This window comes from Pseudomonas reidholzensis, from assembly GCF_900536025.1.
Lineage (GTDB): Bacteria > Pseudomonadota > Gammaproteobacteria > Pseudomonadales > Pseudomonadaceae > Aquipseudomonas > Aquipseudomonas reidholzensis.
The window spans coordinates 288,288-302,331 of record NZ_UNOZ01000013.1 but is presented as its reverse complement, the minus strand read 5'-3'; the positions used below and the strand labels follow the sequence as shown (position 1 = coordinate 302,331).

Below are 14,044 nucleotides of genomic sequence, written 5' to 3'. Positions count from 1 at the left end.
GGAAGCTCTTCACCCTCAGTCGAGCATTGGCATTACTGATGTACAGAGCAAAGCCTCCCTCTGCACAGCGCCCTCATCCGACGGTTCCCATCAGTCGGCGAAAATTAACTGTCACGCTTCAGGGGTAGCCCTCATACACAGCCAGCCTTGATGAGGACAGCTGCCAGCACCTTGGGGGCCAGGGCGAAAACGAGCCAGCAACGCTATAAATCTCTTACAAGCCTAATTTTTCTGTTAAATTAAGGAAAAGCACCGCCAGTAAAGGATCCAAACCGCATGATCGTCGACTTCAGCTTCAGAAATTTCAGGTCATTCCGAGACGATGCGATGCTGAGCCTGCACGCTGAGCATCCCAAATCCAACCTTCTGGGCAACATCACTTACCCTCTAAATGATGGCATCGCGGTGCTGAAATCGGCCGTGATCTACGGTGCGAATGCGTCTGGAAAATCAAATGTCCTTATGGCATTCAAAGCATTGCGCTGGCTGGTATCAGAGTCGGACAGCTTTAAAGAAGACAAAGAAATACGTTGCTTCGAGCCCTACTTACTCTCAGCAGAAAGTCTTGACTCTCCAATTGAATTTGAAATTGAATTCATAATCCCAGGAGATCGTCGCTACATATACGCAGTATCATTTAACAATCAAAAAATCCTGACCGAAAGCTTAGACTTCTACCCGTCGAGACTTAGAGCTAATATTTTCACTCGAAAACTAGGAGACTCCTGGGAAAACATCTCCTTTGGAAGCCACTACAAAGGCGGAATGAAGAAAATTCCTTTCTTCGACAACAATCTTTATCTCTCTAAGGCAGGAAACAACGCAGCCGCGCCGAAGATGATTAGGAATGTTTATAACTACTTCCGCAATATTTTGATTTTCGGCCTGAATCGAGAACTGCCTCTATCCGACATATATAAGAGCGATGGCGTACTGGAGCTCACTGCGAACTTCATGAGCCGGATTGATACTGGGGTCTCCAGAATTACTCGAGAGGAAATCGACCTCGGCCAGCATAAATTCCCAGTTGAAATGCCGCAAGACATCAAAGACGAGATTCTGAGACGTCACCGGTATAACTTTATCTTCCACCACGACACAGAAAATGGCGGATCCACAGCTTTCGAACAAGATCAAGAGTCTGAAGGAACCCAACAACTATTCAAGATGCTACCAGTGATTCTTAGCTCATTAAAAATGGGCTCCGTAATAATCATTGACGAGCTTGAGAGCAGCTTCCACCCGCACATCGCAGAGCTAATAATCAAGATCTTCAACTGCCCCGACCTAAATATTAATGGGGCACAGCTTATTTTTACAACGCACAACCTGGAGCTCATGAGTCCTACATTGATGCGCCGAGACCAAATCTGGTTTGCGAAGAAAAATGGCGGCGCGTCAAAAATCTACTCGCTTGATGAGTTCGATAAGAGCACAGTAACTCCCTCGAGTCCTTATGCAGCTTGGTATGCAGAGGGTAGGTTTGGGGCAATCCCTCAGGTTAATTTCCAAGCAATATCCGAGTACCTTTTGGACGAACTTGATCTCAGCAAACCAAATGTTCGCCACGAAGCTGCTACCGACGAGGAAGAATAATGCCTAAGCCTCGCCCCAACACTAACGCCCGCGTCCCTCGAAAGATGCATGTCTATTGCGAGGGCAGGAAAACCGAGCCAAACTACCTTCAATCGTATATAAACAACAAAAGCGACTCACGCCTTCGCACTGTAATACGGATTGAAGACTCAAACAAAAACACCCCTGTACAACTTGTTGAAGAAGCGATCAGAGATAAAAATAGCGGCAACAACCCCACAGGGGACGCGTACTGGGTAGTTTATGACAGGGAGTCCACTCATAAGTATTCAGATGATCTGCACGAGAAAGCCTACTCATTAGCAATCCAGAACAACGTAAACATCGCACTTTCCAACGTTTGCTTCGAGTACTGGCTTTTACTACACTTCATCAGCACTAACGCACCATACGCATCCTTTGACGACCTGATTACACAAAGCGTATTAAAAACGCACGTTAGAAAAAATACGGGCAAGGGGTATGAGAAAGGGTCGAGGGAGATCTTCCGGATTGTGCGTGAAAACATCGGAGATGCGAGAACTCGAGCACTAGCGATAAACGCTCAGACCTTGTCCACAGCACCAGCAGGAGTTACAAGGCCGTACAAGCTCAATCCATATACAGGAATTCCACTTTTATTGGATGCTATCGACTCATTCCCCGGTTAGTCCCATGAGGCTTTTGCAATAGCTCTTCATCTGGTGCCTCACCAGTGCCTAACCCCACAAAATCCAGTTCTGTTGGAGCACGAAAAGGCGCTCAAGCCCACGCCACCGGTCCTTGAGCGCCTTTTTACGTTCTGATACCACTGCATGCATTGGCATAGATTCGCGTAGAGCGGCCTACGATTTGCCCCATTAGTGCCCCACTGCTGCAATTAGTGCTGTGGACCTGAGGGGTGCCCGAGGACTTGCAGGTTGTGATCCGCAATCGCCTGAAATAGAAATTCGGCCAAGACGCGTAGACCCTCGAGCTCCGGTTCCGCACAGCCTGAGGCCTGCGCCTCTTGATATCGCCTCATCGCACAAACGGCTTCCAGCATCCGACGGTCGTCGGGCAGGATCATGTCCGTTAATCCCTTTGCCATTCTTTCAACTCCGCAACCGCGCTAAAGCATTGATTCTAGCCTATTGAGCTACAGGGATTTGAACCCGCCGGCGGTGGAGTGGCGCCGTCACAGGCCAGATTTAAGGGGTTGCCAGCTTGCTCATATGGCCCATGGCGACTTCTCGCGGCCCAGATCCCCCCCAAAATCTACCCTAAGGCTCGTAGGCTCCGTGACCGCTAGAACAGCTGCTCAAGGCCCTCAGGCTGCCAGTTCATGATCACCAACTCGCCCGTGACGTCAGCCTTACCGTGCCGCTGATTGGCCGTGGTGTAACGGATGTCGACGCATTCGAAGTGAAAGCCGTCGAAGGCTCGTCGGATGTCCGGGTGGTCGTTGATGCTCACCATCACCTTGCCCTTGCACCGGCGCATGAACTCGGCCATGCGCTCGTACTCCTCGAACGGGAAATCGACGCCGTAGCCGGCGGTCTGCCAGTAAGGCGGGTCCATGTAGAAGAACGTGTGCGCTCGATCGTAGCGCTCCGCACAGTCGAGCCAAGAGAGGTTTTCGACGTAGGTGCCGGCAAGGCGCTGCCACGCTGCTGATAGGTTCTCCTCAATACGCAGGAGGTTGATCGCCGGCCCGGTTGTAGCGGTACCAAAGGTCTGACTGGTGATCTTGCCACCGAAGGCATGCTGCTGCAGGTAGAAGAACCTGGCAGCGCGCTGGATGTCGGTAAGCGTTTCAGGGCGGGTCATCTTCTGCCACTCAAAGATCTGGCGCGAGCTGAGTGCCCATTTGAACTGGCGCACGAATTCCTCGAGGTGGTTCTGCACAACACGATAGAGCGTGACCAGGTCACCGTTGAGGTCGTTCAGCACCTCCACGGGGGCCGCCTGGGGGCGCATGAAGAACAACGCGGCACCGCCGGCGAAGACTTCGACATAGCATTCATGAGGGGGAAAGAGGGGGATCAAGCGATCGGCCAGGCGGCGTTTGCCACCCATCCAGGGAATGATTGGAGAGGTCATAGGTTAGCAAGTCTTTACTGTATGGATAAACAGGTGTTAGGCTCACCGCGCTTTGTGCACGGAGCAAGAGCCTCGGCTGGACTTGCAGGAAGGGTCTGCGGGTTCGGCGGGCCGGCGAGGTGTTGACGCACCTCACCGGCTCGCTCTTTTTCAACGGGTCACTTCGCGCACGTAGGCCTGACAGGCCTTGAGCGCGATCAGTCCTCGATCGCCTTCGTCGGTGATGGCGATAATTCGCTGAGCATGCGCTGGGTCAAGGTCGGCTCGTACGACTCCATGTACCACGCCTGCGGTGCTGGTGGCGGTTGGCACCCCACAGCCACAACCCTCGACTGAGGTAGCGGCGAGGACGACTGACAGCCGCAGATCAGCAGTAGCGAGCCTGTCACGCAGGCGATCTTGAGTTTTTTTAGCATCGCTCATCTCCTTCCAGTGGGTGCCCGCAGTGGACTCCAAACGATCTTCCAGGCCGCGACGGTGCTCCTGTTCTTCAGCCTGCCACTTGATCACCGCCGCAGCTGCGTCTTCACGCTCGAGCCGATATTCGCCGGCCTGATCAGCGAGCGCCTTTCCGTAGTGGTTGTCCTGCCAAAGCCATGCGCCACGGGCGCCGAAGTAAGCGCCAAGCAACAGCGCGAGGACAGCTACACGCCAACCCAGCGCGTTCACTGCAGCACCTCGAGCGCTCGCTTGTAGAGGGCCATACGGTCATCCAGCCCATTGGTGCCACCGTTGATACGCTTGGTGATCGCCAGGATGTCGCCCTTGTCGGCGAGAGAGTTCAACCCTGCGCGCTGCCAGAACCAGCCGGCGGACAGCGACGCATACACAGGCTGCTCGAGCAGCTCAGGGGTGTTGAGGAGACGACTGTCGCCAAACAGCGCCTCGCTGCACGCCTCATAGTTCGCACGACCGGTAACCTGGATAAGCCCCCGGCCGCGATACAGCTGCCCATCACCATCCGCGTCAGGAGTATTGCCCAGGCGCTGAGCCAAGCGCCCGGTGTCGTACTTGGCCAGGTAGGCATCATTGCCAAGTTCCCGCACATAGCGCAGCTGGCCGGATTCATGGCCGAGCTGGGCGATGAACGCCGCCATGCGCAGCCGGGTGATGATGGCGTACTTGCCCATGGTGGCATTGAGGCCCGGAATGAAAACGCCGGCTTTAGCGCCGGCGTTTGGGAGGATCTGCAGCAGTTGCTTTTCGGTGATAGCCATTACGAGATGTCCTTGAACAGGTTGATTTCAAACGTCATGCCGGCCCACTGCCGGGAAAGGTCTCCGGTGTAGTCCTCGGCCCAGTCCTTCGGCTCACCCTTGAAGCCGATCTGCACGACCACGGCGCGAGTCGCCGACCACTGCCACACGCCGTAGAACCCGTAGTAGCGCCGGCCGGTCTGCTTGTGAGTGGCCAGCAGGAAGCGGCGACCACCCTCGCCCGGGCGATCCTCGACGTTCTCGTCACCCCAGTAGCGGTAATCGCATTCCGTTACGGGGCAGCCCAGTAACGGCGCGAACCGCATGTTGTTGGCGGGGTTGCGCAGGGCCAGCCACCAGAGCTTGGAAAACCAGTGATAGGCGCCGAGGCCAAACGGGGCATTCAGGTGCCACCAGCCGCGCTTGTCGCCCAGTGCGCCGTCGCGGTCGTTCGACCAGAGCCACGCCCAATCGGGCAGCGTGACCAGCTGCCAGTCACCAGGGGCTTGCGTGAAGAGCACGGCGGGGCCGCTGGGCCGCGCGAGCGGCAGCGCCAAGGGCACCACCAGGGCGCCAACGAGGATCAGCAGCACGCGGACAGGGAAAAGCAGCAGCCATTGACCGGCCGCCCGTAACAGATGGGGGAACATAGAGACCTCTCAGAGGGGTTGGGGTGGGGTTACAGCTGCTCGACCTTGAGCGGCTTTCCTGCCTTCTTCGTTTTCTTGCCGGCGGCCTTGGCCTTGCCTTTCTTGCCGCCGTTGCACTCGACCGCCGTGGTCCAGCCGGACGGGGTAAAGACCTGCTCGACGCTGTCCACCAGGTACTCGCCATCCAGCCCCGACTTGAAGCCCTGGGCGTCGATCCGGCGCTCGGCAAACAGGTCGGTACGCCCGGCCATTTCCAGGCGCACGGCGGCGGTGCTGCGGTTGAATGCGGCCAGACGGGCCTTGGCGGCCTGCTTGGCGGCTGATTGGTTGGGGTAGATATGTCGGTCGGTATGGACGCCCGGCAGGCCATCGGGCGCATCGTCGTTGCCCAGCTCGATCACCTGCATGGCGCCGGTCTTCGGGTCCTGGTGCTTGGTCTTGACCGCTTGCTGGGTGCCGCGATCACCAAGGCGGAACGAGTACCGGCTAACGTCCGCGCGACTGATCGTGAGCTTGGGCAGCGTCTTGCCGCTCGCGCTCTCGTTGCCCTCCCTGGGCATCACCAGCAGCTTGCCCTCGGCCACCTTGGCCGTGCAGTCGTACTGCTTGGCCAGGCGCGTGACAAAGTTAAAGTCCGACTCGTTGTTTTGATCGATCCGCGGCACCTTGGTCTGCACCGAACAGACCGGGGTCCAGCCGTTGCGGGCGGCCACGTCGCGGACGATCTGCGCAAGCGGCACGCCCTCCCAGCTGCCGCTGCGCGTGGTCTTGCCGCTGCCGCGCATGTCGCTGGCCTTGCCGCGAATGCTGATGGTGTCCGGCGGGCCGGTCACCGACACCTCGTCAACGGTGTAACTCCCCAGGCGCGCCAGGGCCTGCTCGGAATAGCCCATATAGACCTCGATCTTGGCGCCGCGCACCGGCAGCGTCACCGCCTGGTCGCGGTCGTCAATGCGCAGCTCGAACTCGTCAGAGTCCATGCCGGGCTTGTCCGAGGTGCGCAGCAGCAACAGGCGGTCATTGATCAGCGCCGTGATGTCCTTTTTATCGGCGACGATGCGAAAGGTGGGCTTCATGCGTTGCTCCAGAAATGAAAAACCCCACACTCGGCGGGGTTCGTTACGCGTAACGCGGGATCAATCCCACAACATGACCTGCTCGGTTTCAGCGGTCGGCAGATCCGGGAAGCGGATAATCAGGCCAGCCCGGTATGGCTGAGCCTCATCCGACAGCCCTTGGTTGGCCTCCAGCACCGCCTCCACGGTGCCGCTCAAGTGGCCGTAGTAGTGGTTGCACAGGGTGTCGAGCAGATCCCCGTCAGACGTCCTGCAGGTCATTGCCATAGCTCACGAATTCCAAAGAGAACCCTTGTTTGCGGGGGATGCCGCCGGCGAGCAAGGCCGACTGGTCCTCGTCCACACTGAGCAAGCACCAGGTGCCGAGGACTTCGCCGAAACCGGTGGTCAACGTCAGCGGCTGCAGGCGACGGCCGATGGTTCGCAGGGTGTTCAGCTGGCCCAGTCCGCCCTTGAAGAGCGGGAAAATGGCCCCCTTGATGGTCAGCTTGTCCTCGCCCTGCCCCACGGCCTGCTGCGCGATATCGCGCGTCAGGCGCTCTTGGCCAGCCCAGCGGAACGCCGTCTGCCGGCGCAGCTCGTCAAAGGCCGCCGTATCCAGGTTGAAGTAGTACGGCTGCAGCTTGGGGTCCAGGGGCTGCATGATCAGCAGGTGCGGGAACGGCTTCACCGCCTCGGCCGCCGGCGTGGCGTCCGGGGCAAACGCGCCGGTCGGCAGGATGTTGCCCAGGGACGGGCTGATCTTGCCGGCGATGCGATTGATGGCCGTAGCGGCCTTGGCCGCCTGCTCCTTCATTGCGCCGATTCGTTCCTGCACCTGGCTGGCCGCCGTAACGGCCCGACTGTACGTCGCCGCCACCTGCCCCACGGCCGACTGCGCCGCGTTGATGGCACGCATGGAACGCTGCAGCTTGGCGCCGATGGCGGGACCGACGAAGGGCAAGCCCTCCAGCTCGGCCGCCGCGCCGGTCATATCGCTGACGGCGCCGTTGAGCGGACCCAGCATGCCGTCGAGACTGGTACGGCCAGCCTCCCCCGCCGCGACCAGCGACGCCAGCGCCGACCCCAATGATTCCATGTAGGCCATGGCACCTCCTTAGACGTGTGGTGCGTCAAACAGCTGGGTTGAGGCCATACGGGCGCCCTGCTCACGCTGGAACGCCTCGAACTGGCTACGCAGGTGCGGCTCCAGCTCGCGCGCCAACTGCGCAGGGTCTTTAACGTCGCCTTGCACCGTGATGCTATTGCTCGGCGAGAACGCAAACGACTGCTCGACCTTGGGCGCTTCGCCTTTCGGCGCTGCCGCCTTGGCCAGTTCCGGGGCACTGGGGCGCGGCGGCACGGCGCTGGCCATGTCGCGCACCACGTTGCCCATCGGCGGCGTGAGACCTGCCCCTGGGAACCGCACCCGGTTGGCCGTCAGTGCCGGCACCAGGAACGGGTCCTTTGAGTTCGGGTCGCGCGGGTCGTACGAAACGGCCGGCGCTGCAGCAGCGGCTGGTTGTTCCGCCGGCGGAACCAGCGGCTTGACCAGGCCCGCCCCAGGGAACCCCACCTTGTTGGCCGTCAGTGCCGGCACCAAGAACGGGTCCTTTGAGTTCGGGTCGCGCGGGTCATACGAAACGGCCGGCGCTGCAGCAGCGGCTGGCTGTTCCGCTGGCGGAACCAGCGGCTTGACCAGGCCCGCCCCAGGGAACCCGACCTTGTTGGCCGTCAGTGCCGGCACCAGGAATGGGTCCTTTGAGTTCGGGTCGCGCGGGTCGTACGAAATGGCCGGCGCCGGTGGTACTGCAGACGCCCCCAGGGAAACAGCAGGCGGTGCCGGCGGTTCCTCTTTCTTGGCGACCTCCGGCGGTTTCTCCGGGGCATCCTCACCGAACCAGGCCTTGCCGAGCCAGCCGCCCAGCGATTCACCCCCCATGCCGCCGATGGCCGCGCCAATGGCGCCACCAATGACGGTGCCGATCACGGGCACTACCGAGCCAATCGCCGCACCGGCCGCGCCGCCCGCGAGGGCGCCCGCCAGTCCGCCGGCAGCGCCGCCATAACCCTCGGCCTTCTCGTCTTGGGTCGTGGCGTTCAGCGCGGTGTCCACCACACCAAGGCCGGCGTCCAGCAGATTGCCGCCCGGCATGCGCTTGGCCAGCATGGTGGCGCCGCGAATGTTGCGCACGGTCTTGCCCAGGCCGCCGAGTTCGCCTGCAGCAGCTGCAGCCCCTGCGCCCGCGAGCGGCAGGCTTGGGGCCTTGACGGCCGGCCGCGCCTGGGTGGCACCGAGCGAACCGCCCCGGCGCCGCGCACGGCGACGACTGCGACGACTGCCAGTACGCTCTGCAGGGGCCGAATTAGCACCGCTGCCGCCGCCCCTGCCGAATGCCTCGGCATTGACGACAAACACGCGCTGAGGCTCGCTGCCAAGGCCTGCGCCGCCATCGTTGCTGGCAGGCATGCCCAGCATCTTGCCGAGCACGCCCAGCCCCTTGCTGCCGGCCCTGGGCAGTGCATCGCCAATATCGCCGGCACCACCACGCCCGGCGCGCCGACCCATGATCGAGCCGCGCGCGATGTTGAACGCCCCACGGCCGATCCTGGCGGCGCTGATCGCGGTGAACAGCGCACCAATGGCCACCACCGTGCCGCCGATCCCCATCACCAGCCCCGGCAGCTTGTCCGACAGGCCGGTGACGCCCTTGGCTACCCAGGTCAGGCCCTGGGCGGCGGCGTCCGTGGCCGGCCGGATAGCGTCGCCAATGCTGCGCATCGAGTCGTCAACCGACTGGGCCAGTTCAGCCCACTGCTGTGACGACGTTTCGCGGCGCTCGGCCAGGTTCTTGTCGAGGATCCCGGCCGACTCCTTGGAGTCGTTCTTGAGCTGCTCGTACAGCTCCTTGTTCTGCGAGTAGGCCGTGAGCGCGGCTTTGACCTGCATGTCGGCGAACAGGTCGCCGGTGCGCAGGGACTTCTCCAGGGCGTCGAGCGCCGCCTTGGCTTTCTCCGGGTCGACCTCGCTGCTGATCTTGGCCTTGGCGTCCTTGATCTTTTGCGCCTTCGCCGGGTCGGTCGCCTCGACGTACCTCATGGCCAAAGCCATGGACGACTCAATGCTGCTCATGCCATTTTGGATGCCGGTGTTCAGGGACGCTTGGTAATCAATGCCAACGTCCTTGTACGCCTTGACCACATCCCCGGAACCGATTTTCTCGACCCAGTTCTTGAAGTTGTTCGCCGCTTCGTCCGAGCTGCCTGCAGTCTTCATCTGCACTTGCAGCATCGAACCCAGCGACGTGACCGCATCCAGGCCGGTGCTGCCGTTCTTCTCCATGCTGGCCAGCAGCTGGGGGAACCAGCGCGCCATGTCGCTGGCCTCGAAGCTGCCCGCCTGGCCTTGGTAGGCGATTGCCTCCAGGGCCTGCTGCATGACCTTCGGATCGGTGATCTTGGCGTTTTGCTGCAGCGCCATGATCATACTGGCCGTGTCGACGCCCGACGCGCCCTGCCCCACGGCGAACTTGGCCGCCGTCGGGGCGTAGGCCATGGCCTTGTCCAGCTCCATGCCGGCGCCGACCAATTGGTTGATCAGATCCGCCACGTCATTGCGGGCCATACCGGTGTCATTGGCCGTACCGATGACGGTGCGGCTCAGTTGCACTTCCTGCGGCTTGTTGACCGCATCCGCCTTGATCGCAATGTCACGGATGATCGCTTGATAGTCCGCACTGATCTTGGTCGGGATGGCCGTAAGGCCGACGCCTACCGCCGCCGCGCCCATGTTGGACTTGAGCGAGGATTTGCCGGCAGCCATCTGCTGATGACCCTTGAGCTGCAGATCGGCGCCCTTGGCCTCGCGAGCCAGGCGCTGATACTCACGCCCCAGGCGGCCCACTTCCACGCCCTGCTTGCGCAAGGCGTCAAGGTTGCCGTCCAGCTTGCGCAGCAGCTTGTCCGCACCGGCGGCGCCGGCGTCGTGCGCCTTCTTCCACTCGTCGCGCAGCTTCATGGTTTCGCCAATGGTGCTTTTCAGCACCTTGGCCTTGTTGCCCTTGTCCTCGAGCTTTTTTATCCGGCCTTCGACCGAACTAAACGCGGCACCGACCGACGATGCGACGGCGCCGCCGATCACCAGCGATAGAGCCAGTTTGCTTGCCATCGGTTAACCCCCTAACGGCTCATTCCGTGAGCCACCAAACCACGTCCTCCCAGGGCATATCGGTGATTTCAGCGGCCGAGAAACCCAGCTCCACAGCCAGCCGTTTGGCCAGCTGCTTTTGCAGTTGCGGGTTAAAGCTCGTCGTCTTGCACCAAGCGAAAATAGCCAGTCTGCAGGCGGGTGTAGTCCTTGAGGGCCAGCCCTTCCAGGTCCTTGACGCCAACCTCGGCGAGGCTAGCGAACAAGTTCAGTTCGCGCTGTTCCTCGTCCTGGGCGCCGCCCTGGGCACTGCGGATATCGCGCACGGTCGGCGCACGCAGGGACACTGCGTCGAGCTGCACGCCATTGAGTTCGGTGAGCTTGCTCAGCCTGACAGTGACGCGGTCGCCAGCCAGAGTCAGCCAGGAAGGGATCTTGTTTACTTGTGCCATGGTGAATAGTCCTTGATTCAGAGAGAGGGGTTACAGGCCGAGGGCCGCACGTTGCGCGGCGAGCTGGTCAACGCCATTGATGACGCGCTTAATGCCGAGGGCGTCGATCTCGTAGATCACACGGCCGTCGACTTCGAGCTTGTAGTAGGTCAGCGCCACGGCATGCTTGATCTCGGCCTTGTCGCCCGACTTCCAGTCGCCCATGTCGACCTCTTTCAGGCTGCCGCGCAGGGTGACGATCACCGGGTTGATCTTGCCCTTGAGGCCCTTGAAGGCACCCCGGAAAACGCCGTTGAAGGCAGTGCCGTCAGCCAGGCCAAAGAGCTTCAGCGACTCACGGCGCACGCCGGTGGTGACAAAGCTGGCCTCTTGCTTCTCCATGCCCTGGTCCATTTCGATAGGCACGTCCATGCCGCCGGGGCGGTGCTCCTCCATTTTCAAGGTGAGCTTGGGGAGGGTCAGACTGGGGACATCGCCTTGGAAGCTGATGCCGTCGGCGAACATGTTCATGTTGGCCAGGGTTTCGGGAATCATTGCCATGTGGTGCGCTCCTTAAGCGGCGGCGTCGAGGACTTCGGTCAACCACTGGTTGGTGACCTCGACACGGAAGTTGGGGTTTTCGGCCGGCGGCACGTCGGTAAAGCGGATGTTCCAATACACCTTGCCCTGCTCCAGCTGGCTGGCAGTGTTCAGCTCGGTATCCGCGTAAACCTCGAAGTTGATGATTGCGCCCTGGTTCTTCAGGTCGCGCATGAACGCCTGCAGGCCCTCGGTTACGTCGCGGACGTAAGTCGCAGTGATCGAGCGGTCGACCGCCCACTTGTGGCCGTACAGGATCGCGTCCATGACGATATCCATCGTCCGCACGCGGGTGACGAAGGCCCATTTCGCATCGCTCGACAGCGTGCGGTTGCCCCACAGGCGGTAGCCGTCGTCGCGGATGATGGTCGCGATATTGGCGTTGTTCAGCAGGTTGGCCCGGCAGGTCTCATCGCCGTCCAGGAACTCAATCGGCCGGCCGGTACCGGTGATGCCGACGAACTCCTTGTTCGACGGCGAGGCCCAGAAGCCGTACTCGTTATCGGTCCAGGCGAACAGGCCAGCCACCCAGGCCGAGCCAGGCGCGTCGACCGTGGCGCTTGTGGTGGTATCCCAGTATTTGACGCCGGGGTCGACCATGTAGGCGCGCTTGGCGCCGAACTCGCCAGCGTAAGCCTGCACGGCCTCGTCGGTGGTGTTGGGGCCGTCGATGATCGCGATAGCGCGCAGCTTGTCCGCCAGCGCCACCAGCGCAGTACCGACCGCCTGGGTCGCACTGTGCTTGGGTGTCACCAACAGCCGCGGCTGTGCGTTGAACCGGCTTTTGCCATCGAGCAGCGCCTGCAGCCCGGTACGCTTGCCGCCCAGCAAGGTGCCGCCGATGATCGCCGAGGTCTGCTCGGCAGCGTCCTCCAGCTTGGCCACGCCACAGGCGACGATGACCGCCTTGGCGCGGGTGTAGATCGCCTGGCAGGCCTTGGTGATCGCCGAGTCAGGACCGAACGCGGCAATCGCCTCGCGCTCGCTGGTGATCAGCACCAGGTCATTGAGCTGGGCGCTGTACTTCGCGTCAGGGGTGAAGGTGTCGACCAGGCCAATGATCGAGGACGACGGCAAGGCGATGGTCCGCGCGCCGGTGTCGACGTTCGTTACGGTAACGCCGTGAAAAAAACCACTCATGTAAAGTCTCCAGAAACGAGAAGGCCCCGCAGAGCGAGGCCAGGTGGTACAGCGGAAAAGAGAACGCCCCGTCAGTGCGGGGCGTTATTGGGCGTATGTATCAAGCCAGCCGGGCGCCGGCGGCCGCTGCTGCGGATCCGGGAAGAACTCCGAAACTGGCCAGTCGCGCAGCGCCTGCAGGTAGACCAGGAATTCGTCGAACCACTCGTTTCTCAGCGTCGTCGGCCGGCCCAAATCCTGCTCATCCCGATGCCGATCGCGCAGCCACTGGCGGGCGGCAAGCTCACCGTCGCGCCATTGCCGTTCGGTGCTCTTGCGCTGCTCCAGCGTCTCGACCTTTTCGGCAAAGACGCCGTTCTCGAACAGCCAGCCGGCCCGCACCAGGTCGGAACAATGGCGCCACTTGAGGTCAGGGTGATAGCGCCCCTCAGGATCAACGTCGGTCGTCTCCAGCACCAGACCGTCCTGTATCAATGCCCACATGATCCTGCTCCTTAGTAAGTGATAAATACGCAGCCGTCTGCGCCTGGCTGGGACTGGTTACTGGTGCGGCCGCCGCCACCCATGCCGGGCTGGCTCGGGGTGGTCGAGTTACTGGTGGCAAAAATACTTTCGCCGCCCCCGCCAGCACCACCCAAGGCATAGGTGCTAGGTGCGTTTCGGAGCGCAGGGTTACCAGCTCCCAGCGACATATTGATATCGCCGCCGGCCCCAAAGCCGCCGGTCGCCCCGCTACCCGAGCTGCCGCCCGAGCCGCCCGTGGCGGAACAGAACGTACCAAAGGCCGACGCAGTGCCAGAGTTACCCGATGCACCCACAGTTGAAACCGCAGCGCCACCAGCGCCGACGGTAATGGTGATTACAGAGCCAGGCACGACGGTGCAAAGGCGTTTGCTGATGCCCCCGCCGCCACCGCCGCCAGACCCGGTCTCTTGAGAGCCAAAGCCGCCGCTACCACCAGCGCCCCGGACCTCAACATCAACCTTGTACACGCCAGCGGGCACAGTCCATTGATAGACCCCTGCCGACCTGTAATAAACCTTTGCCCGGTACGGCAAGTGCCTGTCTGTGACCACAAGCTCCCAAGCAGACCAGGCGCCCGCCGTATTCTTTGTGCGCACAAACGACAAAGGGTTGATGCTGCCGATCAACGAATCCCAACGCTGCG

At 61.2% G+C, this 14,044-nt stretch carries 14 protein-coding genes and 1 pseudogene; 2 read left to right on the top strand and 13 right to left on the bottom strand.

Features of this window, described 5'->3' with window-relative positions; translation table 11 throughout:
* Positions 1-276: 276 nt before the first annotated feature.
* Together CCOS865_RS09415 and CCOS865_RS09410 are read left to right on the top strand one after the other, a co-directional pair.
* Positions 277-1,596, top strand: coding sequence for an AAA family ATPase (locus CCOS865_RS09415; RefSeq protein ID WP_119140080.1), 1,320 nt, complete (start codon positions 277-279; stop codon positions 1,594-1,596).
* The gene (locus CCOS865_RS09410; protein ID WP_119140078.1) at positions 1,596-2,246 is read left to right on the top strand and encodes an RloB family protein; all 651 of its coding nucleotides are present in this window, start codon (positions 1,596-1,598) and stop codon (positions 2,244-2,246) included. The genes CCOS865_RS09415 and CCOS865_RS09410 overlap by 1 nt, the downstream gene beginning before the upstream one ends.
* 616 nt (positions 2,247-2,862) lie before the next feature.
* Here the strand turns inward: CCOS865_RS09410 and CCOS865_RS09400 are convergent.
* The 13 genes and pseudogenes from CCOS865_RS09400 to CCOS865_RS28600 all read right to left on the bottom strand — a co-directional run.
* Positions 2,863-3,657 (bottom strand): DNA adenine methylase, encoded by a 795-nt coding sequence (locus CCOS865_RS09400; RefSeq protein WP_119140076.1) that lies wholly within the window; start codon positions 3,655-3,657, stop codon positions 2,863-2,865.
* Positions 3,658-3,807: 150 nt separating this feature from the next.
* Complete coding sequence (locus tag CCOS865_RS09395; protein WP_119140074.1) at positions 3,808-4,326, bottom strand: lysis system i-spanin subunit Rz; 519 nt, start codon at positions 4,324-4,326, stop codon at positions 3,808-3,810.
* Entirely contained in the window at positions 4,323-4,874 is a 552-nt protein-coding gene (locus CCOS865_RS09390; RefSeq protein WP_119140072.1) for a glycoside hydrolase family 19 protein, read from the bottom strand. The genes CCOS865_RS09395 and CCOS865_RS09390 overlap by 4 nt, the downstream gene beginning before the upstream one ends.
* On the bottom strand, positions 4,874-5,503 hold the full coding sequence (locus tag CCOS865_RS09385) for a DUF7338 family protein (RefSeq protein ID WP_119140070.1): 630 nt from the start codon (positions 5,501-5,503) through the stop codon (positions 4,874-4,876). Before CCOS865_RS09385 ends, CCOS865_RS09390 begins: the two co-directional genes overlap by 1 nt.
* Positions 5,504-5,532: 29 nt before the next feature.
* A complete protein-coding gene (locus tag CCOS865_RS09380; protein ID WP_119140068.1) occupies positions 5,533-6,579 on the bottom strand; it encodes a phage late control D family protein in 1,047 nt (348 codons plus the stop codon).
* A 60-nt stretch (positions 6,580-6,639) separates the two neighbouring features.
* Positions 6,640-6,846: a tail protein X gene (locus CCOS865_RS09375; protein ID WP_119140967.1), complete on the bottom strand. Its 207-nt coding sequence runs from the start codon at positions 6,844-6,846 to the stop codon at positions 6,640-6,642.
* Positions 6,821-7,666: a phage tail protein gene (locus tag CCOS865_RS09370; RefSeq protein ID WP_167469036.1), complete on the bottom strand. Its 846-nt coding sequence runs from the start codon at positions 7,664-7,666 to the stop codon at positions 6,821-6,823. Before CCOS865_RS09370 ends, CCOS865_RS09375 begins: the two co-directional genes overlap by 26 nt.
* A 9-nt stretch (positions 7,667-7,675) precedes the next feature.
* Entirely contained in the window at positions 7,676-10,726 is a 3,051-nt protein-coding gene (locus CCOS865_RS09365) for a phage tail tape measure protein (RefSeq protein WP_119140066.1), read from the bottom strand.
* A gap of 131 nt (positions 10,727-10,857) precedes the next feature.
* Positions 10,858-11,157: a phage tail assembly protein gene (locus tag CCOS865_RS09355; protein ID WP_119140062.1), complete on the bottom strand. Its 300-nt coding sequence runs from the start codon at positions 11,155-11,157 to the stop codon at positions 10,858-10,860.
* 30 nt (positions 11,158-11,187) lie between these two features.
* Entirely contained in the window at positions 11,188-11,697 is a 510-nt protein-coding gene (locus CCOS865_RS09350; RefSeq protein ID WP_119140061.1) for a phage major tail tube protein, read from the bottom strand.
* Positions 11,698-11,709: 12 nt separating this feature from the next.
* Complete coding sequence (locus CCOS865_RS09345; RefSeq protein WP_119140059.1) at positions 11,710-12,876, bottom strand: phage tail sheath C-terminal domain-containing protein; 1,167 nt, start codon at positions 12,874-12,876, stop codon at positions 11,710-11,712.
* 84 nt (positions 12,877-12,960) lie between these two features.
* Positions 12,961-13,359, bottom strand: a complete 399-nt coding sequence (locus tag CCOS865_RS28400; RefSeq protein ID WP_244216075.1) for a tail fiber assembly protein — start codon at positions 13,357-13,359, stop codon at positions 12,961-12,963.
* An 11-nt stretch (positions 13,360-13,370) separates the two neighbouring features.
* A pseudogene (locus tag CCOS865_RS28600) lies at positions 13,371-13,889 on the bottom strand (glycine-rich domain-containing protein); the annotation flags it as partial.
* Positions 13,890-14,044 lie beyond the last annotated feature (155 nt).

What these genes read in the sequence shown, in the direction of transcription:
- CCOS865_RS09415 (WP_119140080.1), top strand. Translation starts at nt 277, where the DNA reads ATGATCGTCGACTTCAGCTTCAGAAATTTCAGGTCATTCCGAGACGAT.
- CCOS865_RS09410 (WP_119140078.1), top strand. Translation starts at nt 1,596, where the DNA reads ATGCCTAAGCCTCGCCCCAACACTAACGCCCGCGTCCCTCGAAAGATG.
- CCOS865_RS09400 (WP_119140076.1), bottom strand. Translation starts at nt 3,657, where the DNA reads ATGACCTCTCCAATCATTCCCTGGATGGGTGGCAAACGCCGCCTGGCC.
- CCOS865_RS09390 (WP_119140072.1), bottom strand. Translation starts at nt 4,874, where the DNA reads ATGGCTATCACCGAAAAGCAACTGCTGCAGATCCTCCCAAACGCCGGC.
- CCOS865_RS09385 (WP_119140070.1), bottom strand. Translation starts at nt 5,503, where the DNA reads ATGTTCCCCCATCTGTTACGGGCGGCCGGTCAATGGCTGCTGCTTTTC.
- CCOS865_RS09380 (WP_119140068.1), bottom strand. Translation starts at nt 6,579, where the DNA reads ATGAAGCCCACCTTTCGCATCGTCGCCGATAAAAAGGACATCACGGCG.
- CCOS865_RS09375 (WP_119140967.1), bottom strand. Translation starts at nt 6,846, where the DNA reads ATGGCAATGACCTGCAGGACGTCTGACGGGGATCTGCTCGACACCCTG.
- CCOS865_RS09370 (WP_167469036.1), bottom strand. Translation starts at nt 7,666, where the DNA reads ATGGCCTACATGGAATCATTGGGGTCGGCGCTGGCGTCGCTGGTCGCG.
- CCOS865_RS09365 (WP_119140066.1), bottom strand. Translation starts at nt 10,726, where the DNA reads ATGGCAAGCAAACTGGCTCTATCGCTGGTGATCGGCGGCGCCGTCGCA.
- CCOS865_RS09355 (WP_119140062.1), bottom strand. Translation starts at nt 11,157, where the DNA reads ATGGCACAAGTAAACAAGATCCCTTCCTGGCTGACTCTGGCTGGCGAC.
- CCOS865_RS09350 (WP_119140061.1), bottom strand. Translation starts at nt 11,697, where the DNA reads ATGGCAATGATTCCCGAAACCCTGGCCAACATGAACATGTTCGCCGAC.
- CCOS865_RS09345 (WP_119140059.1), bottom strand. Translation starts at nt 12,876, where the DNA reads ATGAGTGGTTTTTTTCACGGCGTTACCGTAACGAACGTCGACACCGGC.
- CCOS865_RS28400 (WP_244216075.1), bottom strand. Translation starts at nt 13,359, where the DNA reads ATGTGGGCATTGATACAGGACGGTCTGGTGCTGGAGACGACCGACGTT.